This window comes from Pseudochrobactrum algeriensis (genome assembly GCF_018436245.1).
GTDB lineage: Bacteria > Pseudomonadota > Alphaproteobacteria > Rhizobiales > Rhizobiaceae > Pseudochrobactrum > Pseudochrobactrum saccharolyticum.
In genome coordinates this window covers 2,352,770-2,375,074 of record NZ_CP075361.1, presented here as the reverse complement: position 1 = coordinate 2,375,074, position 22,305 = coordinate 2,352,770, and the positions used below count along the sequence as shown (strand labels likewise).

The following is a 22,305-nucleotide window of genomic DNA, read 5'->3' as shown; positions in this document are numbered from 1 at the left end:
ATTGCGATCAGAATGTCCCGGACTTCGGTTTTCGGTGTCGGCGACACATAATTTCAGGTCAGTCTTTTTCTTTTTAAACGGCTGTTCTGTGTTGATATTTCAGCAGGTCTGCGGGATCGGATTTTACCCTCGTAAACTTGCGCAAACAGGATAAAAAAATGAGTGTTTCCGGTGCCCCCCGGAGTGCTGTTGCCGGTAAAAACGGCGAGGCAGCTCCGGCCTTGAATTCACCCGCGCGTGTGCTGTTTGCCAGCCTCGTGGGAACAACCATCGAATTTTTCGATTTTTATGTTTATGCAACGGCTGCCGTTCTGGTGTTTCCGGCTGTGTTCTTTCCGGCCAGCGATCCGACTTCGGCAATGTTGCAATCTTTTGCTACATTCTCGATTGCTTTCTTTGCCCGTCCGTTTGGTGCCATGGTTTTCGGTCACTTCGGTGACAAAATCGGCCGTAAGGCAACATTGGTTGCCGCGCTGATGACCATGGGTCTTTCGACCGTCATCATCGGCTTGCTGCCAACTTATGCACAAATTGGTGTGGTTGCGCCGCTGTTGCTCGCACTGTGCCGTTTCGGTCAGGGACTTGGCCTTGGCGGTGAATGGGGCGGTGCTGTGTTGTTGGCAACCGAAAACGCTCCGGCAGGAAAGCGTTCATGGTATGCAATGTTCCCGCAGCTTGGTGCGCCGATCGGCTTTATCCTCTCTGCCGGTACATTTATTATTCTCGGTGCAACACTGAGCAATGAGCAGTTCATGAGCTGGGGCTGGCGTATTCCGTTTGTCGGTTCGATCCTGCTGGTTGCTGTTGGTCTTTATGTTCGTATCAAGATCACCGAAACACCTGAATTCCAGAAGGCGATGGACAAGCAGGAGCGCGTTCAGGTGCCGTTGGCAGCAGTCTTCAAACATCACAAGCGCGCGCTGGTTCTCGGCACTTTCTCGGCGCTGGCTACCTTTGTGCTGTTCTATCTGATGACCGTGTTCATGCTGTCATGGGCAACACGTCCGATTGAACAGGCCGGCATGGGCTATTCCCGTGAGCAATTCCTGTTCATCCAGATGGTTGGTGTTGTGTTCTTTGGTCTGTTGATTCCGGTGTCCGGTTTGTTGTCTGACCGTTTTGGACGCCGCTTAATCATGATCCTCACTACAATCGGTATTGGTGTATTCGGCCTGTTCATGGCGCCGCTGCTGGGTGCCGGTGTTGTCGGCGCTGTGATGTGCTCGATCATCGGTTTCGCACTGATGGGCATGACCTATGGTCCGATTGGTGCGGCGCTGGCTTCGCCGTTCCCGACTGCCGTGCGTTATACCGGTGCTTCCATGACCTTTAACATGGCCAGTATTTTCGGTGCTTCGCTGGCGCCATATATTGCGACATGGCTGGCTACAACCTACAGCCTTAGCTATGTCGGTCTGTATTTGCTGGCTGCGGCGGCAATTACTTTGCTGGCCATTCTCGGTCATAAAGACAAAGAGTTTTCTTCCTGATCATTTCATGAAGATGATTTGCAAAAGGAGCCGCTTGCGGCTCCTTTTTTGTTGATGCGCATATGTAAACGTTCTGAAACTGGTAAGCCTGAAGATTTGCTCTATGTATTATGTATGAAAATAAGACAGGAGAGATGATCTATGACGCAGGTAACCCCGCAGGATATTCTGGATTTCTGGTTTTCTGATGCAACGGAAGCGCATTGGTTTGTCCGTTCTGATGATCTTGACCAGCAAATCAAACAGCGTTTCAGTGCGGTATATGAGCAGGCAGTGGAAGGTGAGCTTGCGCATTGGAGGAATGATGCCAAAAGCGCTTTGGCTCTGACCATTATTTTTGATCAGTTTCCGCGCAATATGTTCCGCGGTGATCCTAAGGCTTTTGCGAGTGATCCGCTTGCCTGTGCACTGTCAAAATATGCGCTGGAACATGATTACGACATGGCTGTGGATGAGAAAGCACGGCAGTTTTTCTATCTGCCGCTGATGCATAGCGAGGTGATTGAAGATCAGGAGCAATGCGTGAAGCTTTATAAAGCGCTCGGCAATGATTTTGCTCTCGGTTTTGCCAGAGAGCATCGTGATATTGTCGAGGAATTCGGACGGTTTCCGCATCGCAATGCCGTTCTCGGCCGCAAAAACACACCGGAAGAAACCGAATTCCTGAAAACTCATACAGGATTCTGATCTCATTCAGGCGGCGGAACGGGCAGCCATACGTTTCTCGTGCTCAAGCAGCCAGCGTTTGCGCCATAGACCGCCGCCATATCCCGTGAGTGATCCGTCCGAGCCGATGGTGCGGTGACACGGGATAATAATCGACAGCTGATTTGCACCATTGGCATTGGCCACGGCACGTATGGCATCGGGACGTCCGGTCAACTCTGCCAGCTCGGCATAAGAACGGGTTTCACCCAACGGAATTTCCTGCAATGTATCCCAGACCGAGCGGGTAAAGGCCGGAGCATAAAGCGCCAAGGGTGTTTTAAAGCCGGTAAAGCCACCGGTGAAATAGAGCTTCAGCTCTGCTTCAATCTGATCAATCGGCGCAAGACGGCCAAAGCTGATGGATGATTTGGTGTAGAGGCGCAGTTTTTTCAGCTCATTGGGCAGGCCTTTGCGCTCAAAAAACTCCAGCAAATGCAGATGATGCTGGTCGGCAACGGCGAGCATGGAGCCGATTGGTGTTTCCAGCCAGTCGGCTTTCAGCAGGTCACGCCCTTTCAGTTGGGCAGGCGTATCACCGATTAGCTGCGTAATGGCTTCGCGAAAACCGCTGCCGGAATCATAACCGGCCTCAAGCTGGGCATCGATCACGGAATGACCGGCGGCAATGCTTTCAAGCCCGCGTGCTTTGCGGCGTAGTCGTGCCATATCCAGAAAAGTCATACCCAGATGGCGTTTGAAAGCACGGCGCACTGTGGAAGGATCAAGTTGCATGGCGATGAGGTCATCTTCGCACCAGAAATGATCCGGACGGGCATCCAGACAATCCAGCAATTTGGCGACAACCGGTTCCTTGCCACGATAAAAATCCAGCGGACGGCAGCGCTGACACGGCCGGAAGCCCGCTTCCATACAGGCGGCCGGATGATCAAAAAAGCGGCTGTTCTCGAATTTCGGTTTACGCGCCGGACAGGACAGGCGGCAGAAGATGCCGGTGCTGGTCACACCGACAAAAACATGGCCGTCATAGGACTGGTCACGATCAAGAAGTGCCTGATAAAGAATTTTAGGGTCAGGTAAAGAAAATAGCATAAACAGACTTTATCATGATTTGCCTCCTGTGCCGCCGGAAATCGGGCGTCTATTTTTCTGTTTCATCAGATTACTGACAGATGCGATAGGTACAGGATTTACCATGACATCCCATATCAAGATGCAGATTGGTTTCATGGGCGCTGTCGGCCTCCGGTCCCAATACGGTCATGAACAGCGAGCAGCTTGCCTTATGTAATTCACGCCAGAATTTCTTTTGTTTTTCGCTGCCGTTCCAGTCTGTGGCAAGTGTGGTCTTTTCACCATTGGCGAGTGTGAAAGACATAATATCCAGAGCATTACCAAAAGCATGTTCGGATACACGCCCTGCCGAGCCGTTATTCACTTTCCGGCACTGATAATGCGAACCGGTGCCGATGGTTTTGATATCACTGCCGAGATGGTTTTTGGCCAGTTTGTTGGCCTGCTGCATCCATTCAGTGAGAGCGACAGTCATCGTGCAATTGGTTGTAACCGGCTGATCCAGTTCTATCGGGACAGGTTTGGTGAAGGCCGTGATTTCCAGCGGGCTTCTGATCTGGCATTGCCCTTCATTGACAGGCGGGATGACTTTGCCGGTCACTTCATTTTGCACTAATGGCAGGCAGGCAGCCTGATAAATCCGTTCGGTTTTCGGTATCTCCGGTTTTGATATATCCGGTTTTGGGGTAACGGGCGGTTCTTTTAGTTCCGGTTTTAGGGCAGGGGTAATGGTTTTATTCACTTCCGCTGCGGGTTTTTGTGCAGGTATCGGAACAGTTTTCGCTGTGGCCGGTATTGTCATCCAAGTGCCGCTACTCAGCACTGCAAGCAAACAGAGGGGCAGAAAATATCGCATCAAAAGCCTTTCCGTGAGTGCAAAATCACGACTGATTTTGCAGGGAATGCCTGGGTAAACCGCTGAACTGCCGTTTCAGTTCCCGTTTTTCTTGGTTTCTCCTGAAAGTCAGCACTTCTATGCGGCGGATAAACTATGTTAGAGGGGGGCATGAGCACATACTCTTCCGCTTCTCCTGTTTATAATCCGCCTATGGATCCTGTATCGGTGATCTATCAGGATGCGGATATTCTGGTGCTGGATAAGCCAAGCGGTTTACTGTCCGTGCCGGGGCGCGACCCTGCTTTGTCTGATAGTCTGGCAACACGGGTGCAGAAGCAGTTTCCAAAGGCACTGATGATCCACCGGCTGGATAAAGACACGTCCGGCGTGGTGCTGATGTCGCTGAACCGCAAAGCTCATGCGCAGATTGCCAGACAGTTTGAAGAACGCAGCACGGAGAAGTCCTATGTTGCTGTGGTCTGGGGTAATGTGGCTGAGGATGAAGGTCTGATTGATCTGCCGCTGGCGATTGATCCGGACAATAAACCGCGTCATCGTGTGGATTACGAACATGGCAAACCGGCGCAAAGCCGCTGGCAGGTGTTGGAACGCGGAGAGCAGACAACAAGGCTGCGTTTATTTCCACTGACCGGCCGGACGCATCAGTTGCGTGTGCATATGAAGGCCATCGGTCATGTGATGCTGGGTGATGAATTCTATGCAGAGGGTGCTGCATTGCAGGCGGCAGATCGCTTGCTGTTACATGCGGAGAGCCTGAGCTTCCGTCATCCTGATGGCCGTGCTGTTACTTTTACCATACCTTGCCCGTTTTGAGAGAACCTATGCAGCAAGCAGATGATAATGACCTGATTGTTGATTTTGTCGGCGGGGCTGTCGGTCATCGTTTCCGCTCCGGTGAGGGGCGCGGGCAGGCGCTTGCCAAAGCGGCAGGGCTGGTGCGTGGTGCAACGCCGGATATTGTGGACGCAACAGCCGGACTTGGCCGCGATGCGTTTTTGCTGGCATCGCTTGGCGCAAAAGTGACCTTGATTGAGCGATCAGAAAAAATGCATGCTTTGCTGGCCGCAGGGCTGGAACGCGCTTCGGCAGAAGGCGGACGTTTGGCGGAGACCGTGGCGCGGATGACGCTGCTCTTTGGTGACTCCTGTGCATTGTTGCCGGCCCTGAAGCCGCAGGTAGTTCTGGTTGATCCGATGCATCCGCCACGCGGAAATACGGCGCTGGTCAAAAAAGAAATGCGCCAGATCCGCGAGATTGTCGGCACTGACCCTGATGCGGAAAGGCTGATGCAGGTGGCACTGGAAGCCGCGCAAAACCGTGTTGTACTGAAATGGCCGCTGCGTGCGGAACCAATGGCAGGTATCCGCAAACCTTCGCATCAGATATTAGGAAAAAGCACCCGCTATGATGTGTTTGTGAAAGCGAAGATTATTTGAGATTTTCAACTTCCAGCCAATTCAGCATACCTTGCGCGGCGGCTCTGCCTGTTGCAAAGCAGGCAGTGAGCAGATAGCCGCCGGTCGGCGCTTCCCAATCCAGCATTTCACCGGCAACAAAAACACCCGGCAATTTGTGCAGCATATAATTGTCGCTGACCTCATCCCAGGCAATGCCGCCGGCAGAGGAAATCGCCTCTGCAATCGGGCGCGGACGCAGCAATGGCACTGCGAGATTTTTAATTTGCTGCGTGAGATCTTCTGCGGAGAGCATATGAGCATCCGGTACCAGTTCGCGCAATAAAGCTGCTTTCACACCTTCAAGGCCGGTGGCTTTGCGCAGGCGGTTGGAGAAGCTGCTTTTGCTGCCTTGTTTGATAAGGTCGCGTATCAGCCGTTCAACTGACCGTGCCGGTGTCAGATCAAGATAGAGGCTGGCGGTGCCGGTATTATTCAACTGATCGCGCAAAGCAGCGGTGTGGGCATAGATCAGACTGCCTTCAATACCATGCTGCGAGATAACAAATTCGCCCTCAATCCGGCCTGTCGGAGATGTGACGGTAACCGATTTTATCGGTGCACCTGCAAAGCGCTCGCGAAAGACTGTGCTCCAATCAACATCAAATCCGCAATTGGCCGATTGGAAAGGTGCGATATTGATATTTTTTTCCGTAAGCCACGGCACCCATGCGGCATCAGAGCCAAGACGCGGATAGCTGGCGCCGCCCAGAGCCAGTAATGTGGCATCAGGGCTGATCTGCTTTTCACCTTCCGGCGTGTCAAACAAAAGAGCGTCTTCGCTGACGCCTTTCCAGCGATGACGTTTCAGGATTTTGATGCCTTGCGCTTCCAGTCGTGCGACCCAGTTGCGAAGTAGCGGCGAGGCCTTCATCCGTTTCGGAAAGACGCGGCCGGAACTGCCGGTAAAGACCTCGATATCCAGCGCTTCTGTCCATTGGCAAATATCTTCAGGTGTAAAAGCGTTAAGTGCGGGAATGAGACGCGAGCCGGCGGAACCATAGCGGGTACGAAAGCGTTCATAGGGTTCTGAATGGGTGATATTCAAACCGGATTTGCCTGCCAGCAGAAATTTGCGTGCAACAGTCGGCATGGCTTCATAAATTGTGACGTCATGCCCGTGCGCGGACAGAATTTCTGCCGCAGCAAGGCCTGAAGGACCTCCGCCAATAATGGCAATGGTCTTGCCTTTGGTAGTTGTGTTTTGAGATGTCATCCGGTTCACCTGCTGTTCAGGTTGTTTTAGCTAAGTTCAGTGCTGACGCAAGTAAGAAGCGAAGACGGAGAAGCCTGTGAAAAAGACCTTTATTATACCTGTTGTAACTGCGGCCATTGTTGGTGCCGGTCTGTTGTCGATGCAGCAGGCGAGTGCAGCCGGTAAGAATGAGGTGCTTTATATCAATAACAAGCTGGTTGATTGTGTTGGTGCAGGGCCGCAAAAATGTATGCAGGTGCGCAAAAGCCCGAAAAGCGAGTGGACATTGTTCTATGGCGGTATTGACGGTTTTCGCTATGAGCCGGGTTATCGCTACAAGCTGAAAGTGAATGTGAGCAAAATCAAAAATCCGCCTATGGATAGTTCCAGCCTGAAATATAGTCTGGTGAAGGTGCTGAGCACGAAAAAGTAATCAGCAGCACGATTGCTCCATCAAATGAGCCCGCCTTTGGCGGGCTTTTTTATTGGTTCGTAATAAGAATCATTAGCGGGAATAGCGGCGTTAAAGGTCGCATTCGCCTTGTCAAAGCTCATGGCAAAAATGTCACGTCTTGTAAAAAGCGTTTCATGCAGCTTTTCATCTTATAGAAAATTAGATTTATCAATCTATGTTATTCAATAAATTTTCATGATTATTCTTAAATATTTGTATCTTTCTTAAGATGTGAACATATTTTGTGAAATTTATTATAATTGATTGTCATTTTTTATTTGAATTGTTATTCTTTGGGTGTCCTGATTTTTAATACTGTTTTATTTTTATTGATATTTTAAAATAAGATAAGGTTTTCCGATGAATATATCGCGGCCAATACTTTATGGTGTCAATTTAACAGATGTACAGGAAATTGAACTTGTCGATATTATCAGTAGTCATGCGGTGCGGCTTGGCTTTGACTATTACAGTTTTGTTCTTCGTATCCCGCAGTCACTGACGCGCCCGAAAATTCAGGGTTTCGACAATTATTCTGAAGGCTGGCGCAATTATTATGTGCGTAATGAATGTATTTTGACCGATCCCGCAATTCAGCAGGCGATGCGGTCTTCCAAGCCGGTAGTCTGGACTGAGAAACTCTATCAGCAGAATAAAATTCTGTGGCAGGAAATGAGGCGTGACGGCCATTCTGTGGGGATTACGCAGTCTTGCTGGGGGCCGCAATCGGTTGCCGGTTTTCTGTCTTTCAGTCGTGTCGGCGATGCAATCAGCAAAGCCGAGCTGAAAGAGCTGGAGCCGGAATTGCGCGAGTTGAGCCTGTCTCTGTTCACAAGATTTTATGATCTTTATCGGCTGGATGAGACCTATAATACTGAGGATCAGATTATTACACTGCGGGAGCGGGAAATATTGCGATGGACCGGTGACGGTAAAACCGCTGAGGATATTTCAATCATACTCAATATCACGCCGCGCACGGTGCATTTTCACATGAATAATGTTCTGAATAAGCTGATTGTTTCCAACAAGGTTCATGCGGTGATGAAGGCGCATCTGATTGGTCTGCTCTGAAATGCAAAACGCCGCCGCAAAATCTTGCGGCGGCGTTTAAGCGGAGGATGTAATTTTATTTGTAGCGTGACAGGCCGAGATCCGAAGTATCAATATCCGGTTTTTTGCCGGAAATCAGGTCGGCCATAACGCGGGCAGAACCGGCAGACATTGTCCAGCCGAGTGTGCCGTGACCGGCATTGATATAGAGATTGTCGTATTTTGTGCCGCCGATAATCGGTGTTGAATCCGGTGTCATCGGACGCAGACCCGACCAGAAAGTTGCCTTGGACAGGTCACCGGCGCCGCCGAACAGACCGCTGACGGAGAGCTCCAGCGTTTCGCGGCGTTCAGGCAGCAGACGTGTCACATAATCGGTGACTTCAGCCATGCCGCCGACGCGGATACGGTCGCCGAGACGGGTAATCGCGATCTTATAGGTTTCATCCAGAATGGTGGAAACCGGTGCGCGGGATTCATCGACAATCGGAATAGTGATCGAATAGCCTTTAACCGGATAGATCGGCACATTGAGGCCGAGACCTTTGACCAGCTGCGGCGTGAAGCTGCCAAGTGCAGCTACATAACGATCAGCAGTGAAGATGCCTTTATTGGTTTCAACCGCAACAATCTTACCGCTGTTAAGCTGGAAGCCTTTAATATCCACATTATAGTGGAATTTTACGCCCAGTTCTTCAGCCATTTTGGCCAGTTTATTGGTGAAGGTGAAGCAATCGCCGGTGCCGTCATCCGGCATACGCAGGCCGCCGGTGATCATGTGCTTTACATTGGCAAGGGCTGGTTCTGCCTTGGTGCAGCCTTCGGCATCCAGCACTTCAAATTTGATGCCGTCCTGACGCAGGCTTTCAATATCCTTGGTCATTACCGCGTCGAAATCTTTCTGACTGCGGAACAGCTGCAAAGTACCTTTTGAACCTTCATCATAGGTGATGCCGGTATCATTGCGCAGTTCGGTCAGGCATTCGCGGCTGTAATTGGAAATGCGCAGCATGCGGGCTTTATTGGTCGCATAGGCCGATGCGGTGCAATTGGCCAGCATGGACATCAGCCAGCTATACATTGCCGGATTGCAGGTCGGACGGAAAATCAACGGTGAGTGTTTTTTAAACAGCCACATTGCCGCTTTCTGCGGAATACCCGGAGCAGCCCATGGGGTCGAGTAACCATAGGAAAGCTGACCGGCATTGGCGAAACTGGTTTCGAGTGCCGGTCCTTCCTGACGGTCAAGTACAGTCACTTCATGGCCGGCTTTTGCCAGATAATAGGCGGTCGTTACGCCGATCACACCGCTGCCGAGTATTGTAACTTTCATGGTCTGCCTCTGTCATATCCTGTCTGATGCCGCATGTGCAGGCTTGTTGGTTCTTCAGGCAAGAATGTCGTTAATGTAATTGCGATGATATCTGTTCCCCAGAGATGTCAGAATCTCATAGGAAATTGTTCCGGCATCCTGTGCCACTTGTTCAAGGTTCTGATGTGCGCCGATCAGTTCCACAAGGCTGCCGAGCTTTAATGTGCCTTCCGGTAGGGCGCTGACATCCAGCGTAATGGAGTCCATGGAAACACGGCCGATAATAGGCAGGCGCACAGCACCATAATATGCTGCGCCTTTATTGCTTAAATGCCGTGGCCAGCCATCTGCATAGCCGACGGCAATCGTGGCAATCCGTGTCTCGCCCTGTGTTTCATAGCTGCCGCCATAACCCACCAGAGTATGTGCCGGAACGGTGCGGCATTGAATGACGCGCGCCTGCAGTGACACAACCGGCTGCATCGGGTTTGGTGCATTTTCCTGTGGTGCGCCGCCGTAAAGTGCGATGCCCGGACGTGCCAGATCAAAATGATAGCCGCGCTCCATAAAGCTGCCGCCGGAATTGGAAAAAGCAACGGCATAATGCGGCAGAAGTTTAAGAGCTGCCTGCATGCGCTCCAGCTGGGCGTGGTTCTGCGGGCTCTGCACATTATCAGCAGAAGCCAGATGGCTGATAATGAATTTTACATCAATGCCGTCCAGCAGGGAAATATCTGCCAGCAGTTCTTTCAATTCCTGTTCGGAAAGACCGAGACGCGACATGCCTGTATCAAGCTGAAGCAGTGCCGGAAGCTTCCGGTTGCCGGCCTTGCCCAGAGCTGCCCAGTTGCGCAGCTGTTCCAGCGAATTCAGAACAGGGATAATATTATTATCCGCGCAGAGTTTTTCTGTCTGCGGCTGCAGGCCGTTGAGGACGTAAATAACAGCATCTTTGCCGATATGCGGTTGCAGCTTCAGTGCTTCTCCCAGATGTGCAACGAAAAAATCGCGACAACCGGCGGCATAAAATTGCGGGGCGACTTTATCCGCACCCAGACCATAGGCGTCGGCTTTCACAACGGCTGCGGCTCTGGTCGGACTCAATGCATCGGCGATCAGCTTATAGTTCGCGCGCAAAGCGGCCAGATCAACGGTAAGAATACCGCCGGCCGCGAGGATTTCCGGATTTTCACCGGCAGTTGTATCAACAGGCGCTGCCGCACGGGTTTCAGAAAAGAGTACAGACATAAGCAATTCCGCATTGTCATGTTCAACAAGTTGGTTGGCTGCCAGTATGCATATCCGGAAAACTATAACACAGTTTCAGGTTATGCTCTGCATGCAGACCATGCCAGAGATGCCAAACAAATTTTATAAGAGGCAGCATCGTTCAGCTTCGTAACTTTACGAGCGGTATCACGTGCCGAAACTCTCTCCCTATTTCTCAGTGTAGTCGAATAGTCTTCGAATGTTTTTGCTATTTTTCGCAATTTATGCGAATTGTAGCTAAATCAGCACGATAAAATACTATGAATTGGAAGATTCTGCGTGTCGACCTTAGATGCTATTGATCGTAATATTATCCGCTGTCTGCGCCGCGACGGGCGTATGACCAATAGTCAGCTGGCCACAGAGGTCGGTTTGTCGCAATCGGCGTGCCTGCGGCGTGTGCAATTGCTGGAAACAAGCGGGGTTATCCGCGGTTATACGGCGATTGTTGCGGCACCCGATGCTGATGACCGGTTGGTGGCGCTGGTGCGTATTACGCTGGAGCGGCAGACGGAGGAATATCTCAATCGTTTTGAAGAAGCGGTGCGCCGTCATCCGGAAATTCAGGAATGTTATCTGATGACGGGTGATGCCGATTATATCCTGCGTGCCGAGGCAGAAAATACGGCAGCTTATGAGGTCATTCATAAAGAAATTCTCTCACGCCTGCCAGGCGTGGTGCGTATTCACTCCAGCTTCTCGATCCGCAGTGTGCTGCTGAGCAGAGCGCCGGTACAAGCATTTCGCCATCAAGTTGAAACAACTTGATGGATACGATAATGCGTCAGCTAAAAATTAGAGCGGCGCTCTATTCGTGTAAGAATACTCAGTCTTTATGCAGGATTGAGGCATCCACATCCGTGATACGGCGTTTGCCACACAGAGCCATAGTCACATCCGCCTCACGGGCGATGATGTCCAGTGCTTTAGTCACGCCGGCTTTGCCCATGGCGCCAAGACCATAGAGAAACGGCCGGCCGATATAGGTGCCTTTCGCGCCGAGTGCCACGGCTTTGAGCACATCCTGACCGGAGCGGATACCGCCATCAAGATGGATTTCCACCTTGTCACCGACTGTATCGACAATGCGCGGCAACATCGAAATGGATGATGGTGCGCCGTCGAGCTGGCGACCGCCATGATTGGAGACGATAATCGCATCGGCACCGGTTTTGGCTGCCATCAGCGCATCTTCTTCATCGAGAATGCCCTTGAGGATCAGCGGGCCACCCCAGAGTTTCTTAATCCATTCCACATCATCCCAGTTCAGTTTCGGATCAAACTGCTCGGCCGTCCATGAGGACAGGGATGAGAGGTCACTGACACCTTTGGCATGACCGGCAATATTACGGAAGGTACGGCGCTGCGTTGCCAGCATACCGAGACACCATTGCGGGCGGGTCATCATCTGCCAGATATGTTTCGGCGTGAATTTCGGCGGAGCCGACAGACCGTTGCGCAAATCTTTGTGACGCTGGCCAAGAATTTGCAGATCAAGTGTTAGGACTAATGCCGAGCAACCGGCGGCTTTGGCACGCTCAATCAGATTGCGGACGAAGTCACGGTCTTTCATCACATAAAGCTGGAACCAGAAAGGCTTTTTCGTTGCCGCGGCAACATCTTCAATCGAGCAGATGCTCATGGTGGAAAGGGTGAAAGGCACGCCGAATTCCTGTGCTGCCTGCGCTGCCAGAATTTCCCCGTCCGCATGCTGCATCCCTGCCAGACCTGTCGGAGACAGGGCTACGGGCATAGCCACATTCTGGCCGATCATGGTTGTTGCCAGAGAGCGGTCGGTCATATCTACCAGTACACGCTGACGCAGTTTGATTTTGGCAAAATCACTTTCATTCGCCCGATAGGTCGATTCTGTCCATGCGCCGGAATCTGCGTAATCGAAAAACATCTTTGGCACGCGGTGACGCGCCAGTTTTTTCAGATCGGCGATTTCCAGAACAGTACTCATATCAGTTGCTTTCTAAATTCAGTTTTAAAGAGTTATTATCATCCCGATTTTATAAAGTCAGGCTCAGAAAGGCTATTAATACCGGAATGATCCGCTATGTTTGCTGTAATGCAATAGGTATTTTAAAGGTTGTGAATTTGATGGTCAGACGGCGCAGACACATTCTTCTTCCTGTTCCCCTCGCTTCCTTTATGTTTGCATCTGTTTGCAGTGTTTTTGCTCAGGCCAATCCTCCCTCGGAGCAGCCTGTCACGAATGCCCATAGTGTTGCAGTCAGCGCGCAGACTGTCCGTGTCAGCGATTATCGTCCGAAACTGGTGCAGACTGGTACAATTGCAGCCCGCAATCTTATCAATCTTGCTTTTCGCGCTTCCGGTCAGGTGACAGAACGCAGCGCTGATGTGGGGCAAAAAGTTGAAGCCGGTGAATTGCTGGCGCGTATTGATGCTGTGGAGCAGCAAGCTGGATTACGTTCGGCTCTGGCCTCTCTGAATGCGGCGCAGGCGCAATTAATACAGGCGACTGCCAATTATACACGCCAACAGGCATTGCTGGATCAGGGGTTCACCACGCGCAGTCAGTTCGGCACTGCGGAGGAAACCAAGCAGCGTGCCGAGGCAGCTCTGATCAGTGCACAAAGCCAGATGAAAAATGCGCAGGATATGATGAGCTATACGGAATTGCGCGCGCCGCGCGCCGGTGTGGTGACTGCCCGTAATATTGAAACGGGACAACTGGTGCAGGCGGCACAAACTGCCTTTGTGATTGCTGCCGATGGTGAGCGGGACGCCGTTTTTGATGTGCAGGAAGCGCTGGCTGCCCATGCGGAGTCCATGGAACAACAAGGCGGGAAACAGGCGCTGCCTCAGGTGAGTCTGACACTGGTTTCTGACCCGTCCGTCACTGCAACCGGCCATGTGCGTGAGGTTGCACCGGTGGTAAATGCCACAACCGGCACAGTGCGGATCAAGGTTGAACTGGATACGCCGCCGTCAGCCATGACACTCGCGGCTCCGGTGACCGGCAGTCTGCAATTGCCAGTGGTGCGCGCTGTGATTTTGCCATGGAGTGCGATGACATCACAGGGCGGAAAACCGGCTGTGTGGGTACTTGATCCGCAGACGAAAACGGTCTCTTCCGCTTTGGTGCGGATTATGGACTATGAGCGGGAAAAAATCATTATTTCTGAAGGTTTGCAGGACGGGCAAATGGTCATAACCCGCGGCGGGCAGTTGCTGAGTGAAGGCGCTGTTGTGGAGCTTCTGGTGGCTGATGAGCAGAAAGTAACACAGTGATGCGGGCGACGGGTTGGACGATGAAGCGCAGAATTTTCAGAACAGCTGCGGCAGGATCAGTTTTGTTGATGCTGGCAGCCTGTGGTGAACAGGCTGATGAAGCGAAAGAGCCGGTTGTCCGGCCGGTATTGTTTGTTATCGCAAAAGCGGAGGCCTCACAGCAAAGCGGTTTTGCCGGATCTGTGGAGCCGCAGTTCAGCACGGATCTTGCCTTCCGCGTTTTAGGGCGGCTGATCCAGCGTGATGTGGATATCGGTGATTTTGTCAAAAAAGATCAGGTTGTGGCGATGATTGATCCCGCGCAGCTTGATCTGAATTTGCAGGCAGCCAAAGCTGATATGGCCAGTGCCGAGGCACAATATGTGAATGCACAGGCCACAGAGGACAGGCAGGCGCGTTTGCTGGCCATGCGTAGTATTCCGCAGGCGGTTTATGATAGTGCCAAACAGGGGCGCGACACTGCGGCTGCCGGTCTGGAAAAAGCCCGTGCCGCCTTACGAAAGGCTGAAGACGAGCGTGGTTTTGCACAACTGGATCCGGATTTTGATGGTGTTGTTTCTGCGGTAAATGCCGAAGTCGGGCAGGTTGTGGCTGCCGGACAGAGTGTTTTGACCGTGGCGCGGCCGGATGTGCGTGAAGCCGTTGTCGATGTGCCGGATCACATTGCGGAGACGGTCAAAGACGGCGATAGATTTATGATTTTCCTGCAGGCTGATCCGACTGTGCAGGCAGAAGGTCATGTGCGGGAAATTGCACCGCAGGCGGATAATGCCACGCGTTTGCGCCGTGTAAAAATCACGCTTGATGATGCACCGGAAGCTTTCCGTTTAGGCACAACAATCACAGCGCTGCGCAGTAATGGTGACCATCAGGAACAGATTGCCCTGCCTCTATCCGCTTTGCTGGAGCTGGAGGGCAAGACCTATGTCTGGATCGCTGATCCGCAGAGCCAGACTGTGCGCCGTCAGGCTGTGGAAGTTGTCAGCCGCAGGGACGGGCAATTTATTGCCAAAGGCGTGGAAGCCGGTCAGCGCATTGTCAGTGCAGGCGTGAACAGTTTGCAGGATGGCCAGAAGGTTAAGCTGCCGCAGGGAGAGGAATAATGAAGAAATTTAATCTCTCTGACTGGGCGCTTAATCACCGCTCGCTGGTCTGGTATTTTATGCTGGTATTTCTGATTGCCGGTATTGCCGCCTATATCAATCTCGGGCGTGAGGAAGACCCGCAATTTACCATTAAAACCATGCTGATACAGGCCAACTGGCCCGGTGCATCGGTGGATGAGACAATCAATCAGGTGACTGACCGGATTGAGAAAAAGCTGCAGGAACTCGACAGTCTCGATTTTACCAAATCGGTTACAACGCCGGGTAAAGCGGTGATTTTTGTCAATCTGAAAGCGACGACCAAAGCGCGGGATGTGGAGAAAATCTGGCTCCAGACCCGCAATATGATCAATGATATCAAAGGGAATTTCCCTGAAGGCGTCTACGGGCCTTTTTATAATGACCGCTTCGGCGATGTGTTTGGTAATATTTACGCCTTCACGGCTGATGGTCTGAGCCACCGGCAATTGCGTGATTATGTAGAGACTGTGCGCACACAGGTTCTGCAATTGCCGAGTGCCGGTAAAGTTGATCTGATCGGCGCGCAGGATGAGGTGATTTATCTCGAATTTTCATCCCGTCAGATTGCGGCGCTGGGGCTGGATCAGCAGGCGATTTTAAAGAGCCTTCAGGATCAGAATGCGATTACTCCGTCTGGTGTGATTAATGCAGGGCCGGAGCGGGTTTCTGTGCGGGTGAGCGGGCAGTTTACCTCAGAAGAAAGTCTGAAAGCCGTCAATCTGCGGGTCAATAACCGCTTCTTCCGTCTCAGCGATGTGGCGGAAATCAAGCGCGGCTATACCAATCCGCCGGAAAGCCTGTTTCGCGTGAATGGTGGACCGGCCATCGGGTTGGCTATCGGCATGAAGCCGAATGAAAACCTGCTGGACTTCGGCAAGGCGCTCAATGATTTGATGGCGCGCGTTGAAGGGGAACTGCCGGTTGGTATCAGCGTGCATCAGGTGGCCGATCAGCCGGATGTGGTGGATGAGGCTGTTTCCGGTTTCACCAAAGCCCTGTTCGAGGCGGTGATTATTGTTCTGGCTGTGAGCTTTATAAGCCTTGGCGTGCGTGCCGGTTTTGTGGTGTCGCTGTCTATTCCGCTGGTTTTGGCGATCACCTTCCTCACCATGCAATATATGGATATTTCGCTGCAGCGCGTGTCACTGGGCGCGCTGATTATTGCTCTCGGCCTGCTGGTGGATGATGCGATGATTGCCGTGGAGATGATGGTTGCACGGCTTGAGGCGGGCGATCCGATCAATAAAGCGGCGACCTATGTCTATTCTCACACCGCCTTTCCGATGCTGACCGGTACGCTGGTGACGATTGCCGGATTTATCCCGATCGGTCTGAACACCAGTCAGGCAGGTGAATATACTTATACTTTGTTCGTGGTGATTGCGGTCTCGCTGGTCGTGTCATGGGTGGTGGCTGTATTGTTTGCGCCGCTGCTTGGCGTGACGCTGCTGCCAAAAACGATGAAAAAACATGAGGAAAAGCCGCGCCGTGTCGGCAAGGCTTTTGCTGCGGCTTTGCTGTGGTGCATGCGCCATCGCTGGACAACAATCTTTGCCACGGTTGTGCTGTTTCTGATTTCTCTCGGCGGTATGACGCTGATTGAACGGCAGTTTTTCCCGTCTTCGGATCGTCCGGAACTGGTGATTGACTGGAAATTGCCGGAAAACAGTTCAATTGCCGAAACGCAGGCGCAGATGCTGCGTTTTGAAGAGACGATGCTCAAAGGCAATGAGGATATAGACCACTGGAGCAGCTATATCGGGCAGGGTGCAGTGCGTTTCGTGCTGACTTTCGATGTGCAGCCGGTTAATCCGTATTTCGGTCAGATGATTATTGTCGCCAAGGATGTGGAGGCGCGCGACCGGCTGAAGCAGAAATTCGATGCGGTGCTGCGTAAAGATTATATCGGCACCGATGCTTATGTGAAATTCCTTGAATTGGGACCGCCGGTTGGCCGTCCTGTTCAATATCGCGTCAGCGGGCCGGATATTCAGACTGTTCGCGGCTATGCGCATCAGGTTTCCACTATCATGGCGCAGGATCAGCGTCTGGGTGTTGTGGCCTATGACTGGAACGAACCGGCACGTGTGGTGCGGGTTGATGTGTTGCAGGATAAAGCGCGTAAACTCGGTGTTTCTTCCAAAGACATCTCGATGACGCTCAACAGCGTGGTCGGTGGTCTGGCGATTACACAGGTGCGCGATGCTACCTATCTGATTAATGTGGTGGTGCGGGCACAGGCGCAGGAGCGTGACCGGATTGAAACTCTGCGCAATCTGCAGATCGGTACCGGCAACGGGGATTCTATCCCGCTCGCCTCGATTGCCAATTTCCGTTACGAGATTGAGCAGCCGGTTGTCTGGCGTCGGGACCGTCTGCCGACGATCACAGTCTCTGCCGGTATTCTCGACAAGACCATGCCGGATACGGTGGTGGAACAGATGAAGGGGCAGGTTGATGCATTTGCGCAGAAACTGCCGCTTGGTTATTCCGTGCATATTGCCGGTACTGTGGAAGAAAGCGCCAAAAGTCAGGGGCCGATTGCTGCTGTTGTGCCGCTGATGCTGTTCGTTATGGCGACGATTTTGATGCTGCAATTGCAGAGCTTTCAGCGACTGTTTCTGGTGGTGGCGGTTGCTCCGCTCGGTCTGATCGGTGTAGTGGCGGCCTTGCTGCCAAGCGGCAAACCTCTGGGCTTCGTCGCTATTCTCGGTGTGCTGGCGCTGATCGGTATCCTGATCCGCAACTCGGTGATCCTGATCGTGCAGGTGGAGGATCATATCAAAGAGGGGATGCATCCGTGGGATTCTGTTTATCAGGCTTCCCAGCATCGTATGCGTCCGATTGCGCTGACCGCAGCGGCGGCCAGTCTGGCGCTGATCCCGATTTCCCGCGAAGTGTTCTGGGGGCCGATGGCCTATGCTATGATGGGCGGGATTATTGCCGGAACGGTCATTACACTGCTGTTCCTGCCTGCGCTTTATGTGGCCTGGTTCCGTGTGAAAGAGCCTGAGCATCCGGAGCCGGAAGATAGCTCCGAGGTGCCACCGGCTGAGCCGGTGCCAGTACAATAGCTCAAATGCTAGAGCGGTTTACGTCCAGATTGGATCATAGCGCTCGCGTCTCAATTCTTTATTTGGTCGCATTATCACGGGCGTCAAGTTGATCCAACTTGACATAATCAAGAAGTCAAGTTGATCCAACTTGACTGTGAAATGCTCTAAAGGGCAGCTTTCTCAACAGAAGCTGCCCTTTTTATTTTGAGCTGGCAGATAATTCCATTTGTCATTGGTATTAAAAAGGTATTATAGTCTGGGTATGGATAATACCAGATTACTTCCTCTTCTTCAGCGCGGATTAGCGGCGCAAACGACCGGCGGGCCGCTCTATAAGCAGGTTTCCGTCGTGCTTACCAATTTGATTGAGGATGGCAGTCTTGCCGCTGGCAGTAGTCTGCCGCCCGAGCGTGAACTGGCGCAGGCGCTTGGTCTGGCGCGGGTCACCATCCGTTCGGCCTATCAGGCATTGCTTGAAAACCGGCTGGTGGAACGCCGTCATGGCAGCGGCACCTATATTTGCGAACGTCCGAAAAAGATCAGTCAGCCGCTCTGGCAGCTTACCTCATTCTCGCAGGATATGATCGCCCGTGGTAAAGTACCAGGGGTACGTATTCTATCCGGCGGTATCGGGCAGCCGTCACCGGAAGAGGCATTCCAGCTTGGCATTTCCATGCAGGATCTGGTGGTGCGGGTGGAGCGCCTGCGCCTTGCCGATGATATGCCGATGGCAATTGAACGTGCCGTGGTGCCGCAGCGTCTGTTGGGTACCGCTACATTATCTGCTGCCGGACAGGAAACGGAACTGGCACAGGCTGTGCTCAGCGGTGCGCTGTCGCTTTATACAGCACTCGAACAACATGGCTACAAACCGGTGCGCGCTTTGCAGCGTCTGACCGCTGTTGTGCTTGATCCGGTCAATGCGCGTTTGCTTGGTGTGGCTGACAAGGCTGCTGCCCTGCAAATGGAACGCGTATCACGCACACAGACAGACCGGATTGTTGAATATACCCGCTCGCTTTATCGCGGCGATGCTTATGACTTTATTGCAGAATTGAAAACGGGAGGGGTCCGATGACCGTATCACCAACACTTATGCTTCAGGAAACCGAACAGGCTGCTTCAGTTGTTGCAGCCATGTTAAAAGACCAGAAGCCGGTTTTTGAAGAAATCGCGGCGGTCTTTGCCTCCCGTAAGCCCGCGCTGATTTCGACCTGTGCACGCGGTTCTTCTGACCATGCGGCAACATTTTTCAAATATCTGGCAGAAATCCGTTTGGGTTTACCGGTGGCAGCAATCGGCCCGTCGGTGGCATCAGTTTATGATGCGCCGTTGCAGCTTGGTTCTGCTGTGCATTTCACGGTTTCGCAGTCCGGCGCCAGCCCTGATATCGTTGCCATGCAGCGAGCGGCTAAAAAAGGCGGTGCGGTCACTGTCGCCGTGGTCAATGTGACCGACAGCCCGCTCGGCAATGAAGCTGATATCGTGCTGGGGATCGGTGCAGGCCCTGAAAAAAGTGTTGCTGCGACCAAATCTTTTATCGCTTCTGCTGCGGCTCTGGCCGGTGTGATTGCTGCAGTGAGCAAAGACAGCACAATGCAGGGCGGGCTTGATCAGCTGCCGGACGCACTGGGCGCGGTTCAGGTTGATGCAGGCAATGCGCTTGAGAATATTCTGGCTGAAAAACAGTCGCTGTTTATCGGCGGTCGCGGCCCTTCAATGGCGATTGCGCTTGAAGCGGCACTGAAAGCCAAGGAAACTTCAGCCATTCATGCGGAAGCTTTCTCGCTGGCAGAGCTGATGCATGGCCCGATGCGTCTGGTGGAAAAAGGCTTCCCGATTGTGGCCTTTGTCTCGCAGGATCAGGCCTATCAGCATAATCTGCAGGCGCTGAAACATCTGGAAAGCATTGGCGGTAATATTCTGGCGATTTCACCACTGGATCTGCCATGGAGCCAGATTAAAACACCGGCAACGGGTTCGGCTCTGCTTGATCCGCTGGTATCGCTCGGTGCCTATTATCGTGTGATCGAAGCGGTGACGCGCCGCCGTGGTTTTAATCCTGATAAGCCGCTTAATCTGAATAAGGTAACGGAGACTGTCTGATGGGTTTTCAGCTGCTGCGTGGTGCGCGTGTTTTTGACGGTCATCGTTTTCATGAGCGGACAGCCGTTCTGATCGAGAAGGGCAAAATTGTCCGTCTGGTTCAGGATGGTGACGCATTGCCGGAAAATCTGCATATTATTGAACTGGAGGGCGGTATGCTCAGCCCCGGTTTTATTGATGCGCAGGTCAATGGCGGTGGCGGGGCAATGCTCAATGACGGCCCGACGCCGGAAATCATGTTCACTATCGCGGCAGGTCATCGCCCATATGGCACAACCAGCCTGTTGCCAACCCTGATTACCGATACCGGTGATGTGACGGCGCAGGCAATGACTGCCGCCGTGACTGCGGTGCAGGCTGACAAGGGCGTTGCCGGTCTGCATCTTGAAGGGCCGCATCTGGCACCGGCGAAAAAAGGTGCGCATCTGGCTGAATTGATGCGCCCTGTAGAGGCAGCTGACATTCAGGCGCTGACTGCAGCGGCGCAGAAAATCGGTTGTCTGCTGGTGACAATGGCTGCGGAACAGGTCACACCCGATCAGGTGCGTGAGCTGACCGAAGGCGGTGTTATTATCAGCATCGGCCATAGTGACAGCACTTATGAAGCTGCAATGGCGCGGTTCGATGCGGGCGCGCAGGGCGTAACCCATCTGTTTAATGCGATGAGCCAGTTCGGTCATCGTGCACCAAATCTCGTGGGCGCGGCACTTGATCATCCGTTGGTCTGGGGCGGCATTATTGCTGATGGGCATCATGTCGAGCCTGCAGCTTTGCGCGTGGCTCTGCGGGCAAAGCGCGGGCAGGGGCGATTGTTCTTTGTCACCGATGCGATGTCGCTGGTCGGTTCCGGCCGCGATACATTCCAACTCAACGGCCGCACAGTCTATCGTGTCGAGGGTGGTTATTGCCCAAAACTGGTGTTGGAAGATCGAACTACGCTGGCGGGTTCTGATCTCGATATGGCATCGGGTATTCGCTATGGTATGGCAATGTTGGATCTCTCTTCCGAAGAAGCTCTGCGCATGGCGACATCCTATCCGGCTGCGTTTTTGCAGCTCAAAGACCGTGGCGTGCTGGCACCGAAAAAGCGTGCTGATCTGGTCTGGCTGGACGATCAGTGCCATGTCCGTGCCACATGGATTTCCGGTGTGCGACAGGATCAGCAGGCATGAGTAGTATTATCAATGACTATTTCGACAGCTTGACAGCGCATCTCACGCAATTGCGTGACAGTCAGGCTGAGGCTATGGCGCAGGCTGTTGCCATGATCGGCGAGGCTGCGCGCAATGATAAGCGTGTTTTTGTGTTCGGCACCGGTCATTCGCATATGCTTGCCGAAGAAGTGCATTATCGTGCCGGTGGTCTGGCGATTACCGTACCGGTTCTGTCGGCTTTCACGATGCTGCATGAAGGCGCATCTTCCAGCACCAAATTCGAGCGTATCAGCGGCATGGTTCAGCCTTTGCTGCAACGCTATGATATTGGTGCCGGTGATATTCTGCTGGTTGTTTCCAATTCCGGTGTTAATGCCGCGCCGGTTGAAGCCGCACGCTTTGGCCGTGAAGCCGGTGCAAAAATTATCGCGCTGACATCAGTTTCCTATTCTGCCAGTGCCGCCAATGGTCGTGTACGTCTGTCTGAGCTGGCTGATCTGGTGCTGGATAATGAAATTCCGGCCGGTGATGCGATGATGCAGTTGCCAAACAGCGAGATGAAAGCGGGCGCGGTTTCCACCGCTGTTGGTGCCACCATTCTCCACGCAATCTTTACCGCTGTTGCTGCTGAATTGGCGGAAGAGGGCGGGGATGTTCCGGTCTATCGCAGTGCGAATATGCCGGGTGCTACGGAAATTAACGACCGGCTGATTGAAAAATATAAGACCCGCAATCCGCATTTGTGAGTTTTGCATACCGCCCATAAGTCAGGAAA

Annotated in this window: 20 protein-coding genes; 14 read left to right on the top strand and 6 right to left on the bottom strand. The window is 52.6% G+C overall.

Annotated features, from left to right (window positions below; translation table 11 throughout):
• The first annotated feature begins 158 nt into the window (after positions 1–158).
• Together KHQ09_RS13105 and KHQ09_RS13100 are read left to right on the top strand one after the other, a co-directional pair.
• Positions 159–1,490, top strand: coding sequence for an MFS transporter (locus tag KHQ09_RS13105; RefSeq protein WP_121991586.1), 1,332 nt, complete (start codon positions 159–161; stop codon positions 1,488–1,490).
• A 141-nt stretch (positions 1,491–1,631) separates the two neighbouring features.
• Positions 1,632–2,177, top strand: coding sequence for a DUF924 family protein (locus tag KHQ09_RS13100; protein ID WP_213598668.1), 546 nt, complete (start codon positions 1,632–1,634; stop codon positions 2,175–2,177).
• A gap of 6 nt (positions 2,178–2,183) precedes the next feature.
• Here the strand turns inward: KHQ09_RS13100 and KHQ09_RS13095 are convergent, their stop codons facing one another.
• Together KHQ09_RS13095 and KHQ09_RS13090 are read right to left on the bottom strand one after the other, a co-directional pair.
• Positions 2,184–3,248, bottom strand: a complete 1,065-nt coding sequence (locus tag KHQ09_RS13095) for a bifunctional transcriptional activator/DNA repair enzyme AdaA (protein ID WP_213598665.1) — start codon at positions 3,246–3,248, stop codon at positions 2,184–2,186.
• A 70-nt stretch (positions 3,249–3,318) separates the two neighbouring features.
• Positions 3,319–4,032 carry an extensin-like domain-containing protein gene (locus tag KHQ09_RS13090; RefSeq protein ID WP_213598663.1) on the bottom strand — a complete coding sequence of 238 codons (714 nt, stop codon included), beginning with the start codon at positions 4,030–4,032 and terminating at the stop codon, positions 3,319–3,321.
• A 204-nt stretch (positions 4,033–4,236) separates the two neighbouring features.
• Here KHQ09_RS13090 and KHQ09_RS13085 point away from each other — a divergent pair, with 204 nt between their 5' ends.
• Together KHQ09_RS13085 and KHQ09_RS13080 are read left to right on the top strand one after the other, a co-directional pair.
• On the top strand, positions 4,237–4,902 hold the full coding sequence (locus tag KHQ09_RS13085) for a pseudouridine synthase (RefSeq protein WP_213598661.1): 666 nt from the start codon (positions 4,237–4,239) through the stop codon (positions 4,900–4,902).
• A gap of 8 nt (positions 4,903–4,910) precedes the next feature.
• On the top strand, positions 4,911–5,525 hold the full coding sequence (locus tag KHQ09_RS13080; RefSeq protein WP_213598659.1) for a class I SAM-dependent methyltransferase: 615 nt from the start codon (positions 4,911–4,913) through the stop codon (positions 5,523–5,525).
• Here the strand turns inward: KHQ09_RS13080 and KHQ09_RS13075 are convergent.
• On the bottom strand, positions 5,518–6,759 hold the full coding sequence (locus KHQ09_RS13075; RefSeq protein WP_213598657.1) for a TIGR03862 family flavoprotein: 1,242 nt from the start codon (positions 6,757–6,759) through the stop codon (positions 5,518–5,520). The two genes, KHQ09_RS13080 and KHQ09_RS13075, sit on opposite strands and share 8 nt — an antisense overlap.
• Positions 6,760–6,835: 76 nt before the next feature.
• Here KHQ09_RS13075 and KHQ09_RS13070 point away from each other — a divergent pair, with 76 nt between their 5' ends.
• Positions 6,836–7,171, top strand: a complete 336-nt coding sequence (locus KHQ09_RS13070) for a DUF4377 domain-containing protein (protein ID WP_213598655.1) — start codon at positions 6,836–6,838, stop codon at positions 7,169–7,171.
• Between the two features lie 381 nt (positions 7,172–7,552).
• The gene (locus tag KHQ09_RS13065; RefSeq protein WP_213598653.1) at positions 7,553–8,266 is read left to right on the top strand and encodes an autoinducer binding domain-containing protein; all 714 of its coding nucleotides are present in this window, start codon (positions 7,553–7,555) and stop codon (positions 8,264–8,266) included.
• A 55-nt stretch (positions 8,267–8,321) separates the two neighbouring features.
• Here KHQ09_RS13065 and KHQ09_RS13060 read toward each other — a convergent pair whose 3' ends face one another.
• Positions 8,322–9,578, bottom strand: a complete 1,257-nt coding sequence (locus tag KHQ09_RS13060; RefSeq protein ID WP_022712270.1) for a D-amino acid dehydrogenase — start codon at positions 9,576–9,578, stop codon at positions 8,322–8,324.
• A gap of 54 nt (positions 9,579–9,632) precedes the next feature.
• A complete protein-coding gene (alr, locus tag KHQ09_RS13055; RefSeq protein WP_213598651.1) occupies positions 9,633–10,805 on the bottom strand; it encodes an alanine racemase in 1,173 nt (390 codons plus the stop codon).
• Between the two features lie 300 nt (positions 10,806–11,105).
• Between alr and KHQ09_RS13050 the strand changes: the two genes are divergently transcribed.
• Entirely contained in the window at positions 11,106–11,594 is a 489-nt protein-coding gene (locus KHQ09_RS13050; protein WP_213598649.1) for an Lrp/AsnC family transcriptional regulator, read from the top strand.
• Between the two features lie 58 nt (positions 11,595–11,652).
• Here KHQ09_RS13050 and KHQ09_RS13045 read toward each other — a convergent pair whose 3' ends face one another.
• Positions 11,653–12,792 carry an alpha-hydroxy acid oxidase gene (locus tag KHQ09_RS13045; protein WP_213598647.1) on the bottom strand — a complete coding sequence of 380 codons (1,140 nt, stop codon included), beginning with the start codon at positions 12,790–12,792 and terminating at the stop codon, positions 11,653–11,655.
• Between the two features lie 191 nt (positions 12,793–12,983).
• Between KHQ09_RS13045 and KHQ09_RS13040 the strand changes: the two genes are divergently transcribed.
• From KHQ09_RS13040 to KHQ09_RS13010, 7 genes are all read left to right on the top strand, one after another.
• The gene (locus tag KHQ09_RS13040) at positions 12,984–14,087 is read left to right on the top strand and encodes an efflux RND transporter periplasmic adaptor subunit (protein WP_213598645.1); all 1,104 of its coding nucleotides are present in this window, start codon (positions 12,984–12,986) and stop codon (positions 14,085–14,087) included.
• 20 nt (positions 14,088–14,107) lie between these two features.
• Positions 14,108–15,190 (top strand): efflux RND transporter periplasmic adaptor subunit, encoded by a 1,083-nt coding sequence (locus tag KHQ09_RS13035; protein WP_213598643.1) that lies wholly within the window; start codon positions 14,108–14,110, stop codon positions 15,188–15,190.
• Positions 15,190–18,288 (top strand): efflux RND transporter permease subunit, encoded by a 3,099-nt coding sequence (locus KHQ09_RS13030; RefSeq protein WP_213598641.1) that lies wholly within the window; start codon positions 15,190–15,192, stop codon positions 18,286–18,288. Before KHQ09_RS13035 ends, KHQ09_RS13030 begins: the two co-directional genes overlap by 1 nt.
• 244 nt (positions 18,289–18,532) lie before the next feature.
• Complete coding sequence (locus KHQ09_RS13025; protein WP_213598639.1) at positions 18,533–19,348, top strand: GntR family transcriptional regulator; 816 nt, start codon at positions 18,533–18,535, stop codon at positions 19,346–19,348.
• Complete coding sequence (locus KHQ09_RS13020; RefSeq protein WP_213598637.1) at positions 19,345–20,376, top strand: SIS domain-containing protein; 1,032 nt, start codon at positions 19,345–19,347, stop codon at positions 20,374–20,376. Before KHQ09_RS13025 ends, KHQ09_RS13020 begins: the two co-directional genes overlap by 4 nt.
• Complete coding sequence (gene nagA / locus KHQ09_RS13015) at positions 20,376–21,548, top strand: N-acetylglucosamine-6-phosphate deacetylase (protein ID WP_213598636.1); 1,173 nt, start codon at positions 20,376–20,378, stop codon at positions 21,546–21,548. The genes KHQ09_RS13020 and nagA overlap by 1 nt, the downstream gene beginning before the upstream one ends.
• Positions 21,545–22,276 (top strand): SIS domain-containing protein, encoded by a 732-nt coding sequence (locus KHQ09_RS13010; protein WP_213598635.1) that lies wholly within the window; start codon positions 21,545–21,547, stop codon positions 22,274–22,276. The genes nagA and KHQ09_RS13010 overlap by 4 nt, the downstream gene beginning before the upstream one ends.
• Positions 22,277–22,305: the final 29 nt, after the last annotated feature.